Origin of the sequence: Mesorhizobium sp. M4A.F.Ca.ET.020.02.1.1 (assembly GCF_004022645.1) — a bacterium.
Classification (GTDB): Bacteria; Pseudomonadota; Alphaproteobacteria; order Rhizobiales; family Rhizobiaceae; genus Mesorhizobium.
In genome coordinates this window covers 1-20,850 of sequence record NZ_RZOI01000023.1, presented here as the reverse complement: position 1 = coordinate 20,850, position 20,850 = coordinate 1, and the positions used below count along the sequence as shown (strand labels likewise).

Annotated in this window: 15 protein-coding genes; 10 read left to right on the top strand and 5 right to left on the bottom strand. The window is 59.3% G+C overall.

Translation table 11 applies throughout. From position 1 onward, the window contains the following. Both EN742_RS03435 and EN742_RS03430 read left to right on the top strand, forming a co-directional pair. The coding region (locus EN742_RS03435; RefSeq protein WP_281034934.1) for an SGNH hydrolase domain-containing protein at window positions 1-1,065 on the top strand (1,065 nt) is incomplete at its 5' end. Between the two features lie 4 nt (window positions 1,066-1,069). After that, on the top strand, window positions 1,070-3,214 hold the full coding sequence (locus EN742_RS03430; RefSeq protein ID WP_126058870.1) for an acyltransferase family protein: 2,145 nt from the start codon (window positions 1,070-1,072) through the stop codon (window positions 3,212-3,214). On the opposite strand, the gene EN742_RS03425 is transcribed toward EN742_RS03430, so the two are convergent. The 3 genes from EN742_RS03425 to EN742_RS03415 form a co-directional block, all read right to left on the bottom strand. Further along, complete coding sequence (locus EN742_RS03425; RefSeq protein WP_126058869.1) at window positions 3,172-4,842, bottom strand: O-antigen ligase family protein; 1,671 nt, start codon at window positions 4,840-4,842, stop codon at window positions 3,172-3,174. The two genes, EN742_RS03430 and EN742_RS03425, sit on opposite strands and share 43 nt — an antisense overlap. After that, window positions 4,843-6,069: a glycosyltransferase gene (locus EN742_RS03420; RefSeq protein ID WP_126058868.1), complete on the bottom strand. Its 1,227-nt coding sequence runs from the start codon at window positions 6,067-6,069 to the stop codon at window positions 4,843-4,845. Window positions 6,070-6,148: 79 nt separating this feature from the next. Next, window positions 6,149-7,015, bottom strand: a complete 867-nt coding sequence (locus EN742_RS03415; protein WP_127405658.1) for a hypothetical protein — start codon at window positions 7,013-7,015, stop codon at window positions 6,149-6,151. Between the two features lie 177 nt (window positions 7,016-7,192). Between EN742_RS03415 and EN742_RS03410 the strand changes: the two genes are divergently transcribed. Beyond that, window positions 7,193-8,974 carry an ABC transporter ATP-binding protein gene (locus tag EN742_RS03410; protein ID WP_245482305.1) on the top strand — a complete coding sequence of 594 codons (1,782 nt, stop codon included), beginning with the start codon at window positions 7,193-7,195 and terminating at the stop codon, window positions 8,972-8,974. A gap of 141 nt (window positions 8,975-9,115) precedes the next feature. Here EN742_RS03410 and EN742_RS03405 read toward each other — a convergent pair whose 3' ends face one another. Then, window positions 9,116-10,246, bottom strand: a complete 1,131-nt coding sequence (locus tag EN742_RS03405; RefSeq protein WP_126058866.1) for a glycosyltransferase family 4 protein — start codon at window positions 10,244-10,246, stop codon at window positions 9,116-9,118. Window positions 10,247-10,494: 248 nt separating this feature from the next. On the opposite strand from EN742_RS03405, the gene EN742_RS03400 reads away from it, so the two are divergent. The 7 genes from EN742_RS03400 to EN742_RS03370 all read left to right on the top strand — a co-directional run bounded on the left by EN742_RS03400 (window position 10,495) and on the right by EN742_RS03370 (window position 20,112). Continuing rightward, a complete protein-coding gene (locus tag EN742_RS03400; RefSeq protein ID WP_126058865.1) occupies window positions 10,495-11,775 on the top strand; it encodes a nucleotide sugar dehydrogenase in 1,281 nt (426 codons plus the stop codon). 27 nt (window positions 11,776-11,802) lie between these two features. Then, a complete protein-coding gene (locus tag EN742_RS03395; protein WP_126058864.1) occupies window positions 11,803-12,822 on the top strand; it encodes an NAD-dependent epimerase in 1,020 nt (339 codons plus the stop codon). Between the two features lie 46 nt (window positions 12,823-12,868). Next, window positions 12,869-13,660, top strand: coding sequence for a class I SAM-dependent methyltransferase (locus tag EN742_RS03390; protein ID WP_127406357.1), 792 nt, complete (start codon window positions 12,869-12,871; stop codon window positions 13,658-13,660). Between the two features lie 81 nt (window positions 13,661-13,741). Then, window positions 13,742-15,712 carry an asparagine synthase (glutamine-hydrolyzing) gene (gene asnB / locus EN742_RS03385; RefSeq protein ID WP_126058862.1) on the top strand — a complete coding sequence of 657 codons (1,971 nt, stop codon included), beginning with the start codon at window positions 13,742-13,744 and terminating at the stop codon, window positions 15,710-15,712. 175 nt (window positions 15,713-15,887) lie between these two features. Next, a complete protein-coding gene (locus EN742_RS03380; protein WP_127406358.1) occupies window positions 15,888-17,312 on the top strand; it encodes an O-antigen ligase in 1,425 nt (474 codons plus the stop codon). A 175-nt stretch (window positions 17,313-17,487) separates the two neighbouring features. After that, window positions 17,488-17,961 carry a hypothetical protein gene (locus tag EN742_RS03375; protein WP_127406359.1) on the top strand — a complete coding sequence of 158 codons (474 nt, stop codon included), beginning with the start codon at window positions 17,488-17,490 and terminating at the stop codon, window positions 17,959-17,961. Window positions 17,962-18,105: 144 nt separating this feature from the next. Then, the gene (locus EN742_RS03370) at window positions 18,106-20,112 is read left to right on the top strand and encodes a sigma-54-dependent Fis family transcriptional regulator (RefSeq protein ID WP_245492249.1); all 2,007 of its coding nucleotides are present in this window, start codon (window positions 18,106-18,108) and stop codon (window positions 20,110-20,112) included. Window positions 20,113-20,194: 82 nt separating this feature from the next. On the opposite strand, the gene EN742_RS03365 is transcribed toward EN742_RS03370, so the two are convergent. Continuing rightward, window positions 20,195-20,845 carry an aquaporin gene (locus EN742_RS03365; protein ID WP_245492250.1) on the bottom strand — a complete coding sequence of 217 codons (651 nt, stop codon included), beginning with the start codon at window positions 20,843-20,845 and terminating at the stop codon, window positions 20,195-20,197. Between the last annotated feature and the right edge of the window lie 5 nt (window positions 20,846-20,850).

Here is a 20,850-nt window from a genome sequence, read left to right as displayed (position 1 = left end):
GCGGCAGCCTGGGTGACGGCTTATTTGTCCTGGCGATTCGTCGAAGAACCCGTTCGCCGACTGCGGCAGCCTCCGTTGAGAACCGTCATCGCCGGCGCGACCACCGCGTTGATCGTTGGTCTGGGCGGCAATTCAATCTTCCAAGGCGGGGGTATCGCCAGCAGGATCCCGAAGGAGGTCGAGGCGATGCGCAGCCTCGAGGTGATGTGGGATTGGCCATGTCCGCAGATGGTCGAGATAAGCGAACTGGACGGCACGTTTTGCGCATTCGGAGCACCTTGGGACAAGGCGGCACGCCATGCCATGCTGTGGGGCGACAGCCATGCGGAGCATCTCGCCCCACTATTGGATGCGGTTGGCCAAAGGGAGAATACGGCCTTCTTTCTTTATCATGCCTGCCCGGCCGCATTCGGAGAAGGTGTCCATCGCGACTTTCCGGAGCAGCCTAACTACCGGGAAAGCTGCGCATCGTCCCGAAAGGCCGTGGTCAGCATGCTGAGACAGCGCACGGACGTCGACCTCGTGGTGCTGTCCTCTGCCTGGACAAGCCTTGCCTACACCAATGTCGTTGCTGACGACGGCAGGCAAGCGGACAAAGTCCTGCTGATGCGCGACGGTCTGCGAAGCCTCGTTGAAGAAATCACCGCTCCCGAACGGCGCATTGGAATCATTGGTCAGGTGCCGGGGCCCGGCCTGGATTTGACCTCATGCGCGGCGATGCGCGAAAGGATATTGAGGCGTTGCTCGACCGATATAGATAGCGACCGGATCCTGAGGGTGTGGTCACCGACGGTCGTCGCGCTGGCGTCGCTCACTGAGCATGATGGGGTGTTCTTTGTCGATCCGCTCAAAGGGATGTGCCCGAACCGGCAGTGCGCCACCTACATCAATGGTGAGTTCATTTACCGCGACGCATCACATATGCGCAGAAACTTGAAGCCGGAGACCGACGACTTACTCGCTCGGATGATGGGCCTCTACCAGGCTCTCGCCGCTGATGACAGACAGACTCGGGTATCGGTCATGAACGTTCCACGGCCTCCGACAACCCGCAAGAGCAACTAGGTGCATGCGAAGCCGCCAAGCCCTTTCTTCAACTACGGCTGGCGCGGCTTGGCGGGAAAGCAGCGTTGCCCGACCCGTTGAGGAGCAAGCCGGTTCCACCTCGGCCGCGTCATTCGCAACACGGGACAGGCTGAACCGTCATCGGACAGAGATAGATGGCCTTAGAGCGCTCGCTGTTTTGGCAGTGCTCTGCTTTCATTTGAGGGTTTTCGGATTTTCCGGTGGCTTCGTCGGTGTCGATGTTTTTTTCGTAATCAGCGGTTTTCTGATCACGAAAATTGTTGCAGCCGATATCGACCGGGGGCGTTTCAGCCTAGCGCAGTTCTATCGGCGCCGCGCCCGCCGGCTGCTGCCGGCTCTGTTTGCGACACTGGCCCTGTCGTGCATTGCTGCGGCTCTTCTATTCGCTCCACCGCATTTGGAGAACTTCGCAGAGTCGCTTTTGGCCGCCACTCTCGGGGTTTCGAACGTCCTCTTCTGGCGAGAATCCGGCTACTTTGACCTGGCCGCGCGTATGAAGCCACTGCTACACACTTGGTCCCTGAGTGTTGAGTGGCAGTTCTATTGCGTGTGGCCGCTCCTGCTTTCAGGTTTGCTCGCCCTATTCCGACGTCGGATGGTTTGGCCAATCCTGGCGATCACGGTTTTGGGCTTCTGGCTCATCTTCGCATTCCAGGACGGCTCATTTTGGCTGCTTGCCGGAACGCGGACTGCCGAATGGCTTTCGGACGGCAGAGCGACCGTCTTTTACAATACGCCTTTCCGTGTCTTCGAATTTGCTTGTGGCGCGGCATTGGTCTGGCTTCCACAGCCGCGAGCCTTGGCTATCCACGAGTTCCTCGCCTTGCTTGGATTGGTGCTCATAGGCGGCGCCGTCTTCTTTCTAGATGACACGGCACACGCACCCGCCCTCAATGTGCTAGTGCCTACGGTCGGAGCTGCGATGGTGCTGTACGCGGATCGCTCACGACGTGTGGGGCTTGTTCTACGCAATGGCCCTGCAGCCTATATCGGGCGCATCAGCTATTCACTTTACCTGGTGCACTGGCCCCTGATCGTATTCTGTGAATATGGCCTTCTGCGGCCGCTGCTGCCGAGAGAGGCCGTTCTCGTCGGGTTCCTTTCTCTCGCCTTGGCAGTCATGATGTTTCACTTCGTTGAACAGCCGTATCGTGCTGGCCGCGGCTTCGTCGGACCCACAGGGCTTGCGTTGGCAGGTCTGCTTGCTTTCTCGCTGGTCAGCTACTCCATGTGGGGCGGTATGCCTTGGCGGTCGCCATCGGCTATCGCGGGAGGTGAACTGGCCGATCGCGCGACCCTGGAATCGATCAAGGGCTCTCGTGGCTGTGAGGATTTCTGCGAATTCGGAAATCTTCAAAGCCCAACGAAGATCCTCATTGTCGGAGACTCGCACGTTGACCACTACACCCGCGCCCTCGAAGAGCTTGGCGGAAAGGAATTTCACTTCCTGCTAGCGCAAGCCGGCAGCTGCCATTTCGGAGCGGATCTTCAGAGCCGGCCTAGAGGCGCGGTCACGCAACATTGTCGAGCCGCAACAGATCAAGCAGCCCGTTGGTTGAACGCCGGGGGGATCGCAGCCATCGTCCAAGCTCAGCGCTGGCCAGGATACCGCAACATTCTCGAAAAGAAGGCTGATGGAGCGCCTGTCGATATCCCTGATCTGGCAAAGCTGTTTCCGACAATGCTTGAAGACATCTCCAAGCTGTACGCCGGGTTTCGCGGACCGGTCATCTTGGTCGGACACGCTCCAAACACGAACCTGATCTGTGCTCTCAGGCCGAACTATTTCTCCCTTCCATGCCCAGTGTCCTCGCGGGTAGAGCACGGCGCATTCAAAGCGGCCTTCACGGCCTTCGCGCGGCACCATTCCCAGTTTCAATTCGTTGATCCGCTGGACGCGATCTGCCCCGCCGCGGAATGCCGAATGACAAACAGCGCGGGGCACAGCCTCTACGTCGACGATCACCACCTCTCCATCTTCGGCGCAATGCTTATTGTTCCGAAAATCATCGAGATGCTCCGAGATGATCTGACCGTCCCGGTCGATCGACCTTCGGCAGGCCGGATAATCGCCAAGCGACTCGCCTACGCGCCGGGGCCGCTTCGACGAGAGCGACAAAACAAATAAAGCGTCGCAACAGCCCAGGCGATGACGGTCCCCAAAAGCATGAAGTAGAGCGGATTAGCCCGGAGATCGACACCGATCGGCGGCGAAATCAACAGGACAATGGAAGCGGCAGCGAATAACCCGACGCCTCCGCCTATTCCAAAGGCAAAGCTCGAATATGCTTCCCTGCTTCGGCTGGGATTGGTCTTTGCGGCGAGCATGCTGCCTATGCCGATAGCCACGGGTATGAACAAACTCGGCGTCAGTAAGACATCATGCGAAGTCAGCATAACGCCTAAGAGGGCGACTCCGAGTGGCAGATCTTCAGCGTCACGAACGAACCAGAAGGCGGAGACGAGGAAGCCGAGTGGCACTAGCCAGCCGATATGGCCGAAAGCGATAGCAAAAAGGACAAACGTGTTGTGAGGAACAAAGACATGAGCCTCTTCCAGCCCACGACCAAAGAAACCGCCTGTCTGGTATGCAAGTAGGCCGCGTTCCAAGAACAGAGCTCGGGCCGAGATAGAATTCTTCTTACCTTCACCTCTCAGCCGTTCGCTGAGGGCCTGGATCCTGGCCGCGCCTGCTGCAGACGGAATCGCTTTGGGGGGAGTGGCGACATCTCCTGGCAAGCTTTCCTCGGGTAGAGCTGGGACGTTTCTAGATGGCGCCAATTGGGGCGGCTCGACCGAAAGCGGTCTCGCGTCATCTGTTTGGGGAGGATGTCCTATCGGAACCGCTGGCCGGGCAAGCGACGTGTCGACAGCTTCGCCTGCCACACTAAGGTCCGTGTTTACGGCCAACACTCCTGCGAAAGACTGGCTAATGGCAGCTCGAAAGTAGCGGTTAGTGGTCAGTGCGACGAAAGTTGCCGATAGCAGCACAAGAGCCACGGCGAGAGCCCGCGTCCAAGCAGCGGTGCCGATCCGCAATCTTCGGCCAGCTCTATAGTATTGCCAGATGCCAGCAGCACTTGGAAGGAAGACGGTGGCGACGGCGGCAAGAATAGTGGAGCGGGACAAGGTGATTGAAAGCGCCCCCCCAACCAGGACGAGAAAACCTGGGCGCCATTCCTTAGGTACGGCGCGATAGCTCGCCGCGCCGCCGAGCAAGAGTCCCGCAGCGGCCACATTCGGGTTGACTGCTAACCCCGCCGCGCGGCCAACTGTAGTGGTAAAGCCATGGGTGAAGAGCACATCCAAGAAGCAAACGATAGCATTGAGGGCCGTAACCGAAGCGGACAGCCGCAGCACAATCGGAGGCGCAAACGTAAGCATCAGAGTGAGTGCAGAGCCACCAAGAGCAAGAGTTGTCAAATAGCTCCTGTTGACGATCCCAAGAGGATGCAGAGCGATTGGCACGACCGCCACCACGGCGCCGATTGCCAGCGGCGAAATAGCTTTGCGCACGTCACGCCGCGTCACTACCACTGCGAAAGAGACGATGAGTACAACGCCATAGAGGGCGTACAAGGCCAACCTGAGATAGCCATCTCGCCCGGTGAACAAGGGCAGGGAGAAAGGCATGAACCAGGCCTGATATACAACGACTGTGAAAGCGCAGAAGCCGGCAGAAAGGTTCACCAGGTTCGTTTGCAGCGACGATGCTGGGCCTAGTGAGCGATCCACATCAGCAACCCCGCCGCTCATTCATTTCCCCGTGAGGTAGAGGGTTTCATAGGCGTCGGCCATAGCCTCAATCGAATAGCGCTGGCGCATTGTCCGTTGGCGAAACTCCTGGTCCGTTTTGCGCTCTGGCAGACGGTCTACTATTTCCAGCAAACCTCGAGCGAGATCAGTGGGAGCATGAGGTTGTACCAAAACACATCCTGGCAGGCCTGAGACTGCCTCCGGATTTCCGCCTACGTCTGTGACGACTACCGGGAGACCGGCCGCCAGTTTCTCCATCAAGGCATTGCAAAAGCCCTCCTCATGGGACGCGATCACGCCAACATCCATACCAGCGAGTAAACCAGGGATATCGCTCTGAACTCCGAGAGCTTGCACTTTGCGCCCGATGCCGAGGCTTTCAGCCTTCTGCGCCAGAGCCGATCCGATTCCCCGGTCCTGCCCGGCCATAAAGAGCTTGATGTTCGGGTGCACTTTGCTCGCAAGGGCAATCGCCTCGATTAGATCGTCATGACCTTTATACGGTATCAAATTGGCGACAATGATGATGCCCACGTCATCTGGGGCGAGACCAAGTCGAGCCCGGGTCCCATTGCGACGATCGCCGATATTGTCGAACCGGCTTAAATCGAGGGCGTTTGCGACAATTTTGATGCGGTTGATGCTGTAGTTGTCCCGCGCCGCCGTGTCTGCCGCGACAGCGAGAGAGTTCGCAACCACGAAATCGGAAAAACGGTTAGCGAACCGATCCATCCATTTTAGCCAAGGCCAGCGTTCCTGATGGCTGCCGAGGCCGCGTCGAGATGTGACGATAAGCGGTGCCAACGCTAACCGTCCGGCCAGGGCGCCGAGGAAATTTGTCAGCGGCAGAAAAGCATGGACCACGCCCGGTCGTGTCCAAGCCACCCGCCTGAAAACCCAAGTGGCCGCGGCCAGGAGGACCATCAACTCCTTCAAACCCGGCGACGTCTTTGAACCGGCGGCGAGGGAATTCGGTCGGTGGCGGCCATAGAAAATTGGTATGCCGGCTCGGGTCAGAGGTTCGGCCAGTACGTCGCCTACCGGCGTAAGCGCAAAAACCTCGACCCTCCATCCTCGGCATGCCAGTTCCTTGGCGAGCAGTACGAGTTGGCTCTCCGTGCCGCCAAGGTTTAGCGATCCGATCACAAAAAGTACGCCCTTACGGCGGCTCTTGGCGATGGCCGTCGAAGGAACGACAGCGGATGTCTTTGCTGGAGCATAATTCATCGAGACTCTATCGCCGCCGACTTCCGATTTAGCCGTCGCATGCCATAGGCATAGACCTCAAGCAAGCGCAAAGCACTCCCTAAGCTCCACGATTGGACGAACGACCGAAGGCAAAGATTTTCGGGGCAGAAACGAACGGTCGGCGCCGAAGCAGCCCGCTAGTTGCCAACAACACGCCGATGAGCAGCAGCATGACTGGCGGAAGCCACTTCAGCCGGTCGAAAATTGTCTCGTAAGAACGGGCACTCTGAAAGCCTTCTGGCGTTCCAAGCTGATGCCAAGGTTGACTGTAGGCTCCATGCAAAAGAGGCAGCATATCTTCGTAGTCCGAATAGTAGGAATCGACTATCGACGGATCCCTTTCTACAAGAGCCAGAGGATGGGGTACTAGGACGCCATAATCGGAATCGAGAACATTACCATCGACCTCGACGATCGTGTGCTGCTCCGCGCTATATATCGTCGCTGGAATGCCTTGTTCCGTAAGGATTGAATAGACAATCTTTGAGGCCTGGGAGCAAAAGCCGTAACCGCGATCTAAGGCCTTTCGGGGTGTCAAAAACTCGTAATTTTGAAAGCTGTCGTGGTATGCAGGAAGCCGACCGAGCAGCCAGATGACGTAGTTGTCGAAAACGCTGATCTTCGTATAGCGCGCGTCAGTGGCCGTCCAACGGTCCCCTTCCGTCCAGTAATGCACCACGCCACCCGCGACAGCCTTTGTCAGGCGCTCAAGATAGACCTGCTTGGGCTCATTCGCTTCGCGATAAAGGCCGTTCAAATCCTCTATCTTCTTCTCAAACCCAAGCGGTCCCTCAATAGCCTCCGCGGGGGGTGTCGGATAGGCCTGGACGAGGCCGAGGGGATAAGCAGCGACAAAGAGCAGAAACGCCGCCCCTAGCCCAGTCAGGCAGAGACCCAAGGACTGCCAGAACCGATCGGCGCCCAACTGACGGCTCCTACTTAGAATCGCCTTTTCCTCGCTGCTAGTAGTACAGAGATATCACAATTGCACGTTCGAAGCTGCCCTGAATGGTCCAGCTTGTGGATGGCTTTTGACGATCCGAGATCAGAAATTGTCAATTGGCGCCACATGCGACTTGTTTCCTTGTGGCGCCCATGCGCAATGAACGTCGAGAATGCGGGCGATACCTTGGCATTGAGCGGAACCCAGACCCTAGACAGCACGACCGACGCGCTTCGGCGCTTGTGGGCGCAGCTATCGAGGCGCCGGCGCCGCCAGTTTTTCGGTCTTCTGGTTCTAATGTTCTTCGGCGCTATCGCTGAGGCCGCGACGCTCGGTGCCCTCTTGCCGTTTCTGGCCAAGATCACCGATCCCGATTCAATAGGTCAGTCATGGATCGGACGCCAATTGCAGGGTTTCGGTTCGGCCAGTTCGAGCGACAGCCTTCTGCCCTTGCTGTCGCTATTTTCGGTAGTGGTAGTGATCGCTGGGGTGGTGCGGATCCTGCTCTCGCGAGCGACTCATGCTTTTGTCTTTTCGCTTGGGCACGAGATCGCCGTGAGAGTTTACAAGCGCGCACTTTACCAACCCTACAGCTATCACTTATCGAATAGCTCCAGCTCGGTGCTGGCGACACTCCGCCAAGTCCACATCATCAACATGAACGTTCTCCTCCCGATCCTCCAAGCGGTCGGGGGAGCGATCATCAGCGTGTTCGTCGTTGCGGCGATGTTCGCGTTGAGCTCATTCATCACATTTGCGATCTTTGCCGGATTGGGTGTGGCCTATCTCGCCATGTCGCTCTTCATTCGCAAACATCTCAAGACGAATGCCCGCACGATAGAGCGAATGCAGGCGGAAGACATTCGGTCCGTGCAAGAGGGCTTGGGTGGCATTCGCGATGTCATCATCAATGACACTCAGCCCTATTTCCTTTCCCGTTTCGAAGAACTCGACAGGCATTTACAGCGCGCTTACTCGGGGAACGCTCTCGCGGCCGCTACTCCTCGATTCGCGATCGAAGCCACTGGGATGGTGATCATCGCCGCACTTGCTTACTTCCTGATCACAAGGACAAACAACGCCGGGCAGGTACTGCCTATGCTGGGAACGTTTGCCCTTGGCGCGCAGCGTCTAGTGCCCCTGATGCAATTGATCTATGCAAACTGGGCGCTCGTGCTAGGCAATATCGCCGGCGTCGAAGCGGTTCTTAAGACGATCGAAGCGCCACTCCCAGCAGAAGCACAGGCACCTCCGCCGAGCCGCTTGCCATTCAATCAGGCAATTGTGCTGAAGGATTTATCGTTCTGCTACGCGCCCGATCAGCCGCCGGTTATCGAACGGTTCAATCTCACCATCGTGAAGGGCGCAAAGATCGGATTTGTAGGCAAGACAGGGAGCGGGAAGAGCACGACAGTCGATCTCGTGATGGGCCTACTCGAGCCGACAAGTGGAGTTATCGAGATCGACGGGAAGCCCCTTGATGGAGGCACTAGACGTGCCTGGCAGAGGCAGATTGCCCATGTCCCCCAGAGTATCTTCCTTTCGGACGCTTCGATCGCCGAGAATATAGCGTTTGGCATCGACCCCGCCGGTATCGATCTTGAACGTGTTCGCAACGCAGCGCAGCAGGCAGCTTTGGCGGGCTTCATCGAAAACTTGCCCAAGGGCTATGAAACCCGGGTCGGCGAACGCGGTGTGCGATTGTCCGGCGGCCAGCGCCAACGAATAGGCATAGCGCGGGCATTCTATAAACAGGCGAGTTTGCTCGTTTTTGACGAAGCAACAAGCGCGCTCGACAATGAGACCGAAGCAGCTGTCATGGAGGCAATCGGTGATTTGCCCGCTGATCTGACAGTCCTCATCATCGCGCATCGCCTCACGACGGTCGAAAATTGCGACGAGATCGTAACGATCGAAGACGGCCAGCCGCATATCGCCTAGTCTCCGTTCGGTCTTTGCCCAGGAAGGACAGGAGCTTGCCGGCCGCCGCCTGGCGGCGTTCAGCGGAGTAGGACTTGTCGATGAATGAAGCCCAATAGGCTCCGAATTCATATCGGTTCGACGCTGGCTTTTCTGCAGATGTCATCCTGCGGCCCATTGCCCGCCTTCGATGATTTCCATCATATGAGCAGTAACTTTCTGAATATCATAGCGCTGTTCGGCAATCGACCGACTGTTCCTGGCCATGCATCTGGCCTCATCTGGGTTGTCGATCAGACGGATCATGGCCTCGGCCAGGGAGGTCGTGGCACCGACCGGCACCAACAGGCCGTTTACCCCGGGGACGATCGGCGCGCGACAGCCTGGCGCATCCGTCGTTATCACCGGACGACCCATTGCCATTGCTTCCAGAACCGAGCGCGATGTGCCCTCGCGATAGGAGGGAAGCACGTAAATACGCGAGTCGGCGATCACCCGACGGACATCTTCGACACCCCTGTGATAGCGGATCGTTCCGTCCGCGACGGCTGCCTCAACCTCCGAGACCGGAAATCCCGCGGGATTTGGATCCGTATCACCGACCAGGTCGAAGCGAGCCTCCGGCCGGACCGCCTTCACCAGCTTCGCGGCACCCAGGTATTCGGCAAGGCCTTTGTCGCGAAGCAGGCGGGCGATCATAAGAAATCGCGGCTCCTCCGGCAGTGGCGCAACCCTGAAACGATCCAGGTCGACCCCTGAACCGTTGACGACACTGGCTGGGGTCCGCCCGAGGAGCCCCAGGCGACGGAAATCATCTCGATCGTCCTCGTTCTGGAACGTCACCGTCGTGGCGCCGCGCAGGCTTGCTGCATAAAGAAGTCGAGCCGCGGCGTTGATGACCCTCCAGCGCAGCGATTTATGGCGGTCCGTGAACGCATAGCCGAGGCCAGTGATAAGCGCGTGCCGACGCGGGACGCGTGCAATCAACGCTACGGGTATGCCATAAACGATTGGCTTGATTGCGCAGGTCAACACGACCTGAGGTCTGAGTTCCCGTATTTTTCTGTAGAGACGGAGCGCCAAAATCGCATCGCCGATCGGGCCGACTGCCGCGCGCGCCATCGGCAGATGATGAAAACGAATGCCGTTTCCGGTCAGCCATCGCACGGTCATCTCATCGAACGGCGCCGCGGCATGAACTTCGTATCCGGCCACACGCAGCGCAAGGAGAAAATGTCCTCGAGTGGTTGCAAGGGACTTTGGCTCGCTCACAATGACGACGATACGGTTCATGCGTTCAACATCTTAGGCTGATTGCAGCAGGCCAGCCGCCTCTTGTAAGGTCTCGGGTCCCGAAACCCAACCCTGCGGCATGTTATCCACAGTATCGGTCGGTCTGAGTTGTTGAGTGGTACAGGCATCGGCGGCGGACTTCTTCTTTTGAGTGGAGACTTCCGCCTTCGCAACGACGCATCGTTGAATTAACCCACCGCCTGCCATACAAGCGCCTCGAGTCATAAGCGACCTGAGGAAATCCACGGATGACCGAACGCATTGCTGTAATCGGCCTAGGCTATGTCGGCCTTCCAGTAGCCGTCGCGTTTGGAAAGATTTTCCCGGCAACGATCGCCTTCGATATCAGCGAGCGCCGAATCAACGAGCTGCGCGACGGCGTCGATCGTACGGGAGAGGTTGACGCCACGGAGCTCAAGGAATCGTCGATCGTATTTACGACCGACCGGAAGATGTTGAAAGGCGCTACTTTCTTCGTGGTTGCCGTGCCCACCCCTATCGACATCAATCGTGCCCCCGATCTTGCTCCTCTGAAGCTGGCATCCGAACTCGTCGGGGAAGTGGTGAGCAAAGGCGCGGTCGTCGTCTTCGAATCGACGGTCTATCCCGGCGTTACCGAAGATTTTTGTGGACCCATCATCGAGCAGATTTCCGGTCTGCGGCATCCTCACGACTTCGCGCTGGGCTATTCACCTGAACGAGCCAACCCCGGCGATCGCGAACACTCGCTGCGACGAATCGTCAAAGTCGTCTCTGGCGAGAATACCGAAGCGCTGGAGCGTGTGGCGGGCGTCTACAGCCGGATCATCGATGCCGGTGTCTACAGCGCCCCGTCGATCAAGGTGGCCGAGGCCGCGAAAGTAATTGAAAATACGCAGCGCGATCTCAACATCGCGCTGATGAATGAACTCGCAATGATCTTCGAGCGGCTTGATATTCGGACGCAGGACGTCCTTGATGCCGCGTCAACGAAATGGAACTTTCTTCCGTTCAAGCCGGGCTTCGTGGGTGGCCACTGCATAAGTGTCGACCCGTACTATCTGACCGCCAAGGCGGAGGCTGAGGGCTACCATCCGCAGATCATCCTCGCCGGCCGCCGCATCAATGACGGCATGGGAGCCTTCGTTGCTCAACAAGTGGTCAAACAGCTGATCCGTTCAGATATGCCCGTGAAGGGAGCTTCGGTCGGCATTCTCGGACTGACCTTCAAGGAGGATGTTCCGGATTTGCGCAACAGCCGTGTTTTCGACATGGTCAGGGAACTGAGGCAGTTCGGCATTGCCCCCAAGGTCCACGATCCTCTTGCCGATGCCGAAACCGCTCGACGCGAATATGGTGAAACAATCCTGCCACTCGACGAGATAAACGATTTGCAGGCGCTTGTTCTGGCGGTTCCTCACAAGCATTATCTATCGAGGGAGAAATCCCGTATTTTCCAAATGATCAGGCCAGGTGGAACGCTGTTCGACGTCAAGTCGGCCATCAAGCCGAATGAAGTTCCTGGAGTGATAAAATACTGGAGCCTGTGAGCTCGGCCTGCAACCTAGGAGTACACATTGACATCGACCAGGCCGATTCTGATCACCGGCGCGGCTGGCTTCATAGGATTCCACCTCTGCCAGAGGCTTCTCGCTGATGGCCGGCAGGTTGTCGGCCTCGATTCCATGAATGAATATTACGACATCAACCTGAAGCGAGCCCGGCTCGCTCGCTTGAAAGAATTTCCGAATTTTCGTTTCGATCAAATCGACCTCACCGACCGAGATCGCATTTCTGCGCTTCTTCTCTCGGTCACTCCGGAGATCGTGGTCAATCTCGCAGCCCAAGCCGGCGTTCGCTATTCGCTTACCAATCCGCACGCCTATGCGGAAAGCAATCTCACCGGCTTCCTTAACATCCTGGAGGGATGCCGACGTGCCTCAGTCGGCCATCTGGTCTATGCGTCTTCCAGTTCGATCTATGGCGGCAGCACACGGATGCCGTTCTCCGTTCACGATCCAGCGGACCATCCGCTGAGCCTTTATGCCGCAAGCAAGAAGGCCAACGAACTGATGGCGCATACCTACAGCCATCTTTTCGGCCTGCCGACGACAGGATTGCGCTTCTTCACTGTCTATGGTCCCTGGGGACGGCCAGACATGGCCCTGTTCATCTTCACCAAGGCCATTCTCGCTGGCGAACCGATCGACGTCTTCAACTATGGCAACATGCAGCGAGATTTCACCTATATCGACGACATTGTCGAGGGCATTGACCGCGTGATGCAGCAGCCCGCAACAGCAAATCCGCAATGGAAAAGTTCGGCCCCCGACCCCGCGACAAGCAGCGCGCCTTTCAGGATCCATAATATCGGCGGGAATTCGCCCGTTCAGCTGAACCGGTTGATCGAGGTGCTGGAAGACGCACTCGGGCGGAAGGCGAACCGCAACCTCATGGCGCTCCAGCCGGGTGACGTCCCGGCAACTTTCGCAGATGTCAGCTCACTTGAAGAGGCGACCGGCTTCAAGCCGAAGATTCCGGTCGAAATCGGGGTTCCGCGTTTCGTGGAATGGTATCGGGAATTCTATCGAGTATGATCCGATTCCCTTGGTCTTTGAGAAAAGGACGACGGATGGGAAGCCAATGAACGCGCGCTATGATTTTGGCCGCAACTGGTCCGAGCTCGCCGCGCGCTTCGAAGACGAACACCTGGACCGGGCTTGCGAGGATCTTCGCCGTCTGGTGGGCGATTTGGACGGGAAGACATTTCTGGACATCGGCTGCGGATCGGGCCTGCATTCGGCGGCCGCCCTTCGGCTAGGCGCGGCGAAGGTCCGGGCGCTCGACTACGACGTCCGCTGCGTCGAAACAACCAAAGCCGTTCTTTCCCGGTTTGCGTCGGGAGCGGAATGGAGTGTGGAGCGAGCCGACATCCTCGATAAAGCGTCGCTCCCGTCCGGGACGTTCGACATTGTCTACTCGTGGGGTGTCCTGCACCATACGGGCGATATGTGGGCAGCGATCCGCAATGCGACCGATCTCGTTGGTCGCGGGGGGCGATTGGGAATTGCGATCTACCTGAAGACGCCGCTGTGCGGGCTGTGGACGGTCGAAAAGAGGCTCTACTCCTCCCATCAGTGGCTGCGACCTCCGGTAAGGGCGCTTTTTGTCTGCGCCTATATGTTGGCAAGAACGCTGCGGCATCGGGACGCGATCTCTTTCGTAAAGAACTATCGCCAACGCCGGGGCATGGAGTTCTTGGCGGATGTCGACGACTGGCTTGGCGGGTACCCCTATCAATCCACCTCGGCTGTCGAGCTGGAGACGGCCGTGGAAAAGCTTGGGTTTCGCACGAAGCAGCGCCTGAACGTCACTCCAGGAATCGGCCTTTTCGGAACCGGCTGCGGTCAATGGTGTTTCGTGCGAACGGATTAATAGCCGCCCGATTTTCCTCTCTCTGATTTTGCATAGAGAACAGGACTCGGGGACAGGCCATCATGGGAGCAACGACGCCGGATGTGCGGTATTGTCGGCATTGTGGGTGGCGTGGCCGCGACGAGCAGCGGCGCCTCCACTGTACGTCGCATGGCCGACATGATCCGGCACCGAGGGCCGGACGGCGACGGCGTCTGGACTGATGCTGAGGCGGGTGTCGCGCTTAGTCAACGACGGCTGGCAATCATAGATCTGTCATCGGCTGGCGCCCAGCCCATGACTTCGCACGGCGGCCGTTACGTCATCGTCTTCAACGGCGAACTCTACAATCACGGTGAGATGCGCACGCTTCTCGATCGGGAACATGGCGATCGTGCCTGGCGCGGGCATTCCGACACCGAGGTCCTTCTGGCTGCGATCGAGGAACTGGGGCTAAAACAAGCTCTTGAGTTGGCCACAGGCATGTTCGCGTTCGGCCTGTGGGACCGGAAAGAGAGAACCCTTCTTCTCGGGCGCGATCGCCTGGGGGAGAAGCCCCTGTATTATGGCCGTGTTGGTAAGGCGTTTGCCTTCGCCTCCGAGCCCAAGGCGTTTCATCTGCTTCCCGACTGGCGCCCAGCGATCGACCGGAATGCGCTGGCGCTATTGATGCGCCACAACTACATTCCCGCGCCGTACAGCATCTATGAGGGCATCCGCAAATTAAGACCTGGCCACCTTCTCGTTCTTTCCGATCCTGTGCGCGAGCCACGCGTAGAGAGCTATTGGAGCGCGAGGGAGGTCGCGGAACAGGGTCGCCGTGAACCTTTTCAAGGAAGCCCACAGGAAGCGGTCGACGAAGTCGAGCGCCATCTTCGCCGCGCACTCGAAGGGCAGATGATAGCCGATGTACCGCTCGGCGCCTTCCTCTCCGGCGGCATAGATTCTTCCGCAATCGTGGCGGTCATGCAGTCGATCAGTTCGCGGCCTGTGCGAACGTTCACGATCGGATTCGCCGAAGCCGGCTATAACGAAGCCGATCATGCCGAACATGTGGCGCGCCATCTCGGCACAGACCATACGGAACTATATTTGAGCGACCGGGACGCCCTCGACGTCGTGCCGCAACTGCCGGGCATCTATTGCGAGCCGTTTTCGGACTCGTCGCAAATCCCGACTTTCCTCGTCTCCAGACTGGCGCGTGGCAGTGTCACCGTTGCGCTGTCGGGCGACGGCGGAGATGAGTTGTTTTCCGGTTACACGCGCTACGCGCTCGCTGACGCGCTCTGGAACAAGCTTTCCCGCATCCCGATCGGCCTGCGTCGCGTGTCGGCCAGCCTGGCAACACTGCCGTCCCCCGAACTGTATGACAACGTCGCAGACGGGATCATGCCGCTCTTGCCGCGACGCCTTCGGCGCGAGCGGGTAGGCGACAAGATCCACAAGGCGGCGTCGGTCCTTTCGCTTCGAACCATGAACGACGTCTATCGTCGTCTCTGCTCGCACTGGGAGCCGTCCGAGATCATTCCCGATGCGGTCGAGCCACCCACGATGCTGACCGGATTGGAAGCACTTCCGACCTTACCGGGCAGCGTCGAGCGGATGATGTATCTCGACATGATGAGCTATCTGCCGGACGACATTCTGGTGAAAGTCGACCGCGCGGCAATGGCTGTCGGCCTCGAGACCCGCGTGCCGCTGCTCGACCATCGGCTGGTAGGCTTCGCGCTCTCGTTGCCGCTCTCCATCCTGCGGGCCGAGAACAAGACGAAGTGGCCACTCAGGCAACTCCTGTACAGGCATATCCCTCGCGGGCTCATCGAACGCCCAAAGATGGGCTTTGGCGTACCGATCGACACCTGGCTGCGCGGTGCGCTGCGCCATTGGGCCGAGGCGCTGCTCGACGAGCGCCGGCTGCGCGAAGATGGCTTCTTCCGGCCGGAGGCGATTCGGCGCGCTTGGTCCGAACACCTTTCTGGACAGCGCAACCACCAGTATCCGCTCTGGGACGTATTGATGTTCCAATCATGGCGGGAAGCACACCAGGGAGTTTCAACGGCTGTCGCGGCTTGAGGTGGCGCGTGGCCGACAATTTCAGTCAGGACTGCCCGCCCTCACAGCCGGTTGCGGGGCGCGGCGGTATTGCACTATCGGATACCGGAGCCAGCGGCTATACCGGCTCGGGAAAAGGGATGGCGGGGACCTTCGAACGATCCGTGCACAATCTGGAAGATTGCGAAGCAAGGCATTGAACCCGTTCATATCGCTCCGGCGGCATCTCACACCCGCGCAGGTCATCATCTACTTCTCCATCGCCTGTTTCTTTTCGCCACCTGTGCTGGGATCGGCGGTGAGCTTCGTCTTTCATGGCGGCGCACTCTGGTCGGTGCTGCTGCTGGCAGCCAAACGGCGGCGCTTCAATGTCGACCGGCCGATGCTTGCCATGACCATTGCGATCTATGCCTACTGCGCGGCTATGGTTCTGGCCTCGATCGTCAACGGTACGCTGCGGGCTGACGTCGCGTATTTCCTGCCGCTGGTCACCTTGCTGTTCTTCCCGATCTCCTATTCGACCTGGAGCATCATCGACAAGGCCAGCCTTGCGCGCATTGCTGTGCTTGCGAGCGCTGCGGCCTGTAGCGGTGCGTTGGTCCTGGCCATGGTCCAATATTACTGGATCGGGATGCTCAGGGCAGAAGGGGGGGCTGGAAATCCGATCGTTTTTGCGACTGTCACCTGTCTCGCCGTGATGATGTGCCTTTCGGGCGCTCTGTCGGGAATGGAGAAAGCCTGGAAGCCACTCTCTGTCGCCGCACTCGCCGGGGTCGTGGCGACTGTCTACTCGGGCTCGCGTATGGTTTGGGTGGCCTTATTGGTTGCCGTTGTCGCCATCCTTGTGGTCAATCGCCGGAGGTTCACTCGAGCGAATATGAGGCGGTTGCTGGTGGTAGCAGGCGCTTCCAGCTTGTTAACGGCGGCAATTACATTTCCGATCATCGTGGATCGCACTCATTTCCTTTTCGATGACTGGCAGGCCCTCACCACCAGAGGCGATCATTCCACTCCACTCGGATTGCGGGTTGGACTCTGGGACATAGGCCTCGATGCATTTCGTGAAGCCCCATTTTTCGGCCACGGCATTTCCGCCAGTCGCACGCTTACACAGGAGGGATTCAAGGAGCGATTTGGGACGAACCAAGGTTTCAACCACTTTCACAACGGCTTTTTGACCGCTCTTGTCGAGGCCGGGTTGCTTGGAGCTCTGGCTCTCACGACAATCTTCGGCGTGGCGGTCTGGAACGCAGCAAGGGTCCTGCGCCTCAGTGCCGATCCAGTCGAGCGGTTCGGTGCGTCAATGATCGTCGTCACCGTCATCGTCTATGTCATTGGCGGCCTGACCGGCACCCTTGTCGGCCATGACATTCTTGATTCGACGCTGATGGTGTTCCTGGTTTCCGGAACATACCTGGCTAGCGGACGCACGGTGCCACCGATAAAAAAAGCTCCTATTGCCATCCCCGGTCCGACCACCAGGCGGATAATGGACGTTCTCGGCCACGACGACCTCGACCATGCCGAGCTCGATTCCCCGGAAGCGTCGCAGGTGCGTTTGGCTATGCAGGGATTTGGACCGGGTCGTATGGCTGGTAACGGGCAAGCCAAGGCAGCCTGACGCGGGCATTACTCAGACGTACGAGTACCAGCCCTTTGTAGCAGCCACCTGCTACCAACAACACCTATTTCGGCGCTAACTAATATGAATGGCGAACCCGACTGTGGCAGTGTAAGGTTCGCTGCAAAGGAGAAGAATTGCCCTAACAGCACTGCCAACGAATCTGGGAGGATTCATGGTCGAGATCATCTCCAAGCGGGATGGCCCGCGGCGCGAGGACGTGCAGATCAAACGACTGATCGAGAAAAATCGCTCCACCATCGTCCGCCTTGCCGACCAGCTCAGCGCCGGCGGTTATTCAGCTTCCAAAAAGCCACGCCAGTTGCCAAAGGCCGAGGGCCTTGTCATCCACGTTGGTGGTGCCCCGGTGTCGGCGTCGGAAGCCAGGCCCTCTGTCCATATCAGCATCAACGGTCGCGTGGTCTCGAAGGATCAAAACACGGGCCGCCAGCTCCATCACATCGGCGACGTACGCAATCGCGACCGGGAACAGATTTTCGTGCTGGCGACGAAACAGAATGGCTACTTCGCGCCGGTCGACGAAACCGTAGCTGCCAAGCTTGCCGACATGGATGGGATGCGCCTCACCGGCGCTTACTCCGAAGAACAGCTTGCCGCCGAAATCGGCGCCAAGCTCGGCATCGGCTAACCAATTGGACGCGACGTCCGGATCGCCGAGAACACATAGCGATGGTCTCAAAGGTTCCGTGATGACTGAATGAAACGTGATCCGGGTCCCAGTCAGATGAAGATCGATGCTCTTCCGGCGCGTGCGCCGTCAGCCGGCAGGCAAATGGTTCTGGGCAACATCGATTATGACGAGCGCGCCACCATGCGCGCCTGGGAAGATTTTCTGGCCGACGAACCCAAATGTGCCCGCGATCCAATCAAGCCAAGCCACGTCCGCTCGCTCATTCACGACTCCTGGTATCGCAGCGCAACCGGCGGCATCAATGCGCAAGGGCATGAAGCCCCGCTCAACAGCGATCGCGACGAGATCGAATTTCTGACCCGGGCCAATGCCGAACTGCTCGCGGCGGCGCGTCGGTCCTTCGCCTCCATCGGCCAGCTGCTGGAGGGAACAGGCGCTATGCTGGTTCTTGCCGACAGCGACGGGGTGTTGATCGACGCTATCGGCGACAAGAAGACACTGCATAACGGCATGGATATCCACCTTGCCATCGGCGGCAAATGGAACGAGGACGCTGTCGGAACCAATGGCATAGGTACGGCACTGTGGACCGGGGAGCCGACTTTCGTCCATGCGGCCGAGCATTTCTGCGCCGGCATCAAGTCCTGGACCTGCGCCGGTGCGCCGATCCGCGATCCACTGGACGGCAAGATCATCGGTGTCGTCGACCTGTCGGGCTATTCGCCGATCTTCCGGCCGCATAACACCGCTCTGGTCGCCGCAACGGCCCGGCAGATCGAAAAGGCATTGGCCGAGCAGCAGGCGGAGCAACGAACGCGCCTGCTCGAGGCTTTCATCTCCTCGGCTTCCAGCTACCGCCGGAAAGACGGGCTGGTGATCCTCGATCATCGTGGCCGCGCCATCTTCCGCAACAACGTGCCCGATGGCGAAGCCACTGAAATGACGGACGGTCGGATGGAGGCTGGGCGTGGGCGCTGGCTGATGAACCTTCCTTCGTCCGGCTCGGAGGCCGATATCGCCAGGGCGCTGCCGGCCCATCTGCGTTCCTGCCACATCACGCCGCTCAAGCTCGACGGCGACCTGCGCGGCGCGGCGCTCGTGTTCCCGTCGGCGCCTGCAGTCTCCAGCGTGACCCACCGGGAGGCGGACAAGCACCTCCAGGACGCGGCCGCCATGATCGTCGGCGAAAGCGAGGCGCTGCTTGCTGCCGTCGATGTCGCCTGTCGCGTTGCCCGCTCGAACAGCGTCGCCTCGCTGCTGGTCGAAGGGGAGACCGGCGTTGGCAAGGAGCTGTTTGCGCGGCTTGTCCATGCCGGCAGCCGGCGCACGGCAAACGATCCTTTCATTGCGATGAATTGCGGCGCCATCACAAAGGAATTGTTCGGCAGCGAGCTGTTCGGCCATGTCGGCGGCGCCTTCACCGGCGCCTCGCGCGACGGCAAGCCCGGCGTTTTCGAGCTTGCCAATGGTGGCGTGCTAAGCCTCGACGAAATCGGCGAAATGCCGCTCGAGATCCAGCCATTCCTGCTGCGCGTTCTGGAAGAGCGGGTGGTCAACCGCATCGGCGACAGCCGAGGCCGGCCTGTGGACGTCCGGCTGGTCGCCTCGACCAACCGCGATCTCAAGCAGGAAGTCGCCGCGGGCCGCTTCCGCAGTGATCTCTATTACCGAATTGGCGCGGTCTCGATCACGGTGCCGCCGCTGCGTGAGCGCGGCGAGGATGTGCTTCTGCTGGTCGAGCATTTCAACCGCAGGATCGCCGCAGCCTCAGGCGAGGAGCCGCTGGAATTCTCGCACGAAGCGCTTGCCGCGCTGCTCGCCTATCGTTGGCCGGGCAATGTGCGCGAGCTGAAGAACCTTGTCGGACGTCTGCATGTCCTGGCGCGCGGCCGAGATATTGGACTTCACGATCTGCCCGCGGAGATCACGGCCCCCGCATCCGGACAGAGCGCGAAGTCGAGCGACACTGCGGTCATCTCGCCGGAGGTGCCTGAAGGCACGCTCGCCGAGGCGGAACGGCAGGCGTTGAAAAATGCGCTTGCCGTGGAGAATGGCAATCTTAGCCGGGTCGCGCAGCGGCTCGGCATCTCGCGGCCAACACTCTATCGCAAGCTCGAGCAATACGGCATCCGGCGCGAGTTCGTTTGACGAGCGGAAAAGGGAACCCATGCCATTCATGCTATGGGTTTGGGAGGATTTCAGCCAAAAGGGAGCCGCAGGCGGCAGTCGGTCAGGCCGGCTGCGACACCGTTTCGCCGGCTCCGATCACACCAGCGCGCTCCGCCAGCCCGGCTGCGGCGGCGCCAAGACAAGGGGCCACAATATAGAGCCAGAGCTGCGACAGCGCGGTTCCACCGGCGAACAAAGCAGGCCCGAGCGAGCGGGCCGGATTGACCGAGGATCCTGACACAGCAATGCCGGCGAGGTGGATCACGACCAGCGTCAGTCCGATCGCCAGGCCTGCCAGAGCGCCCGCGCCGCCTTCGGCTGTGGCACGCAGAATGACGAGCACAAACAGGAATGTTGCGACTGCTTCGAACAGGAACGCCGAAGTCGCCGAATACGCCGACCAGCCGTTCTGGGCAAAACCATTCGCGGCGACGTCATAGCCGCCACCCTTCCCCTGGACGATCACGTAGAGCACGGCCGACGCGACGATCGCTCCCAGACATTGCGCGACGACATAGCCGACAAGGTCATTGGATTTCATCCGGCCGGAAACGAAGACGCCGAGGCTCACCGCCGGATTGAGATGCGCGCCTGAAATCGGCCCGATCGAATAGGCCATCGCCACCACCGACAGGCCGAATGCCAGGGCGACTCCGAGCAGGCCGACCTCGGAGCGCATGAACAGAACCGTCGCGCAGCCGACGAAGACCAACGCGA

What these genes read in the sequence shown, in the direction of transcription:
- EN742_RS03430 (WP_126058870.1), top strand. Translation starts at nt 1,070, where the DNA reads ATGCGAAGCCGCCAAGCCCTTTCTTCAACTACGGCTGGCGCGGCTTGG.
- EN742_RS03425 (WP_126058869.1), bottom strand. Translation starts at nt 4,842, where the DNA reads ATGAGCGGCGGGGTTGCTGATGTGGATCGCTCACTAGGCCCAGCATCG.
- EN742_RS03420 (WP_126058868.1), bottom strand. Translation starts at nt 6,069, where the DNA reads ATGAATTATGCTCCAGCAAAGACATCCGCTGTCGTTCCTTCGACGGCC.
- EN742_RS03410 (WP_245482305.1), top strand. Translation starts at nt 7,193, where the DNA reads ATGAACGTCGAGAATGCGGGCGATACCTTGGCATTGAGCGGAACCCAG.
- EN742_RS03405 (WP_126058866.1), bottom strand. Translation starts at nt 10,246, where the DNA reads ATGAACCGTATCGTCGTCATTGTGAGCGAGCCAAAGTCCCTTGCAACC.
- EN742_RS03400 (WP_126058865.1), top strand. Translation starts at nt 10,495, where the DNA reads ATGACCGAACGCATTGCTGTAATCGGCCTAGGCTATGTCGGCCTTCCA.
- EN742_RS03390 (WP_127406357.1), top strand. Translation starts at nt 12,869, where the DNA reads ATGAACGCGCGCTATGATTTTGGCCGCAACTGGTCCGAGCTCGCCGCG.
- asnB (WP_126058862.1), top strand. Translation starts at nt 13,742, where the DNA reads ATGTGCGGTATTGTCGGCATTGTGGGTGGCGTGGCCGCGACGAGCAGC.
- EN742_RS03375 (WP_127406359.1), top strand. Translation starts at nt 17,488, where the DNA reads ATGGTCGAGATCATCTCCAAGCGGGATGGCCCGCGGCGCGAGGACGTG.
- EN742_RS03370 (WP_245492249.1), top strand. Translation starts at nt 18,106, where the DNA reads ATGGTTCTGGGCAACATCGATTATGACGAGCGCGCCACCATGCGCGCC.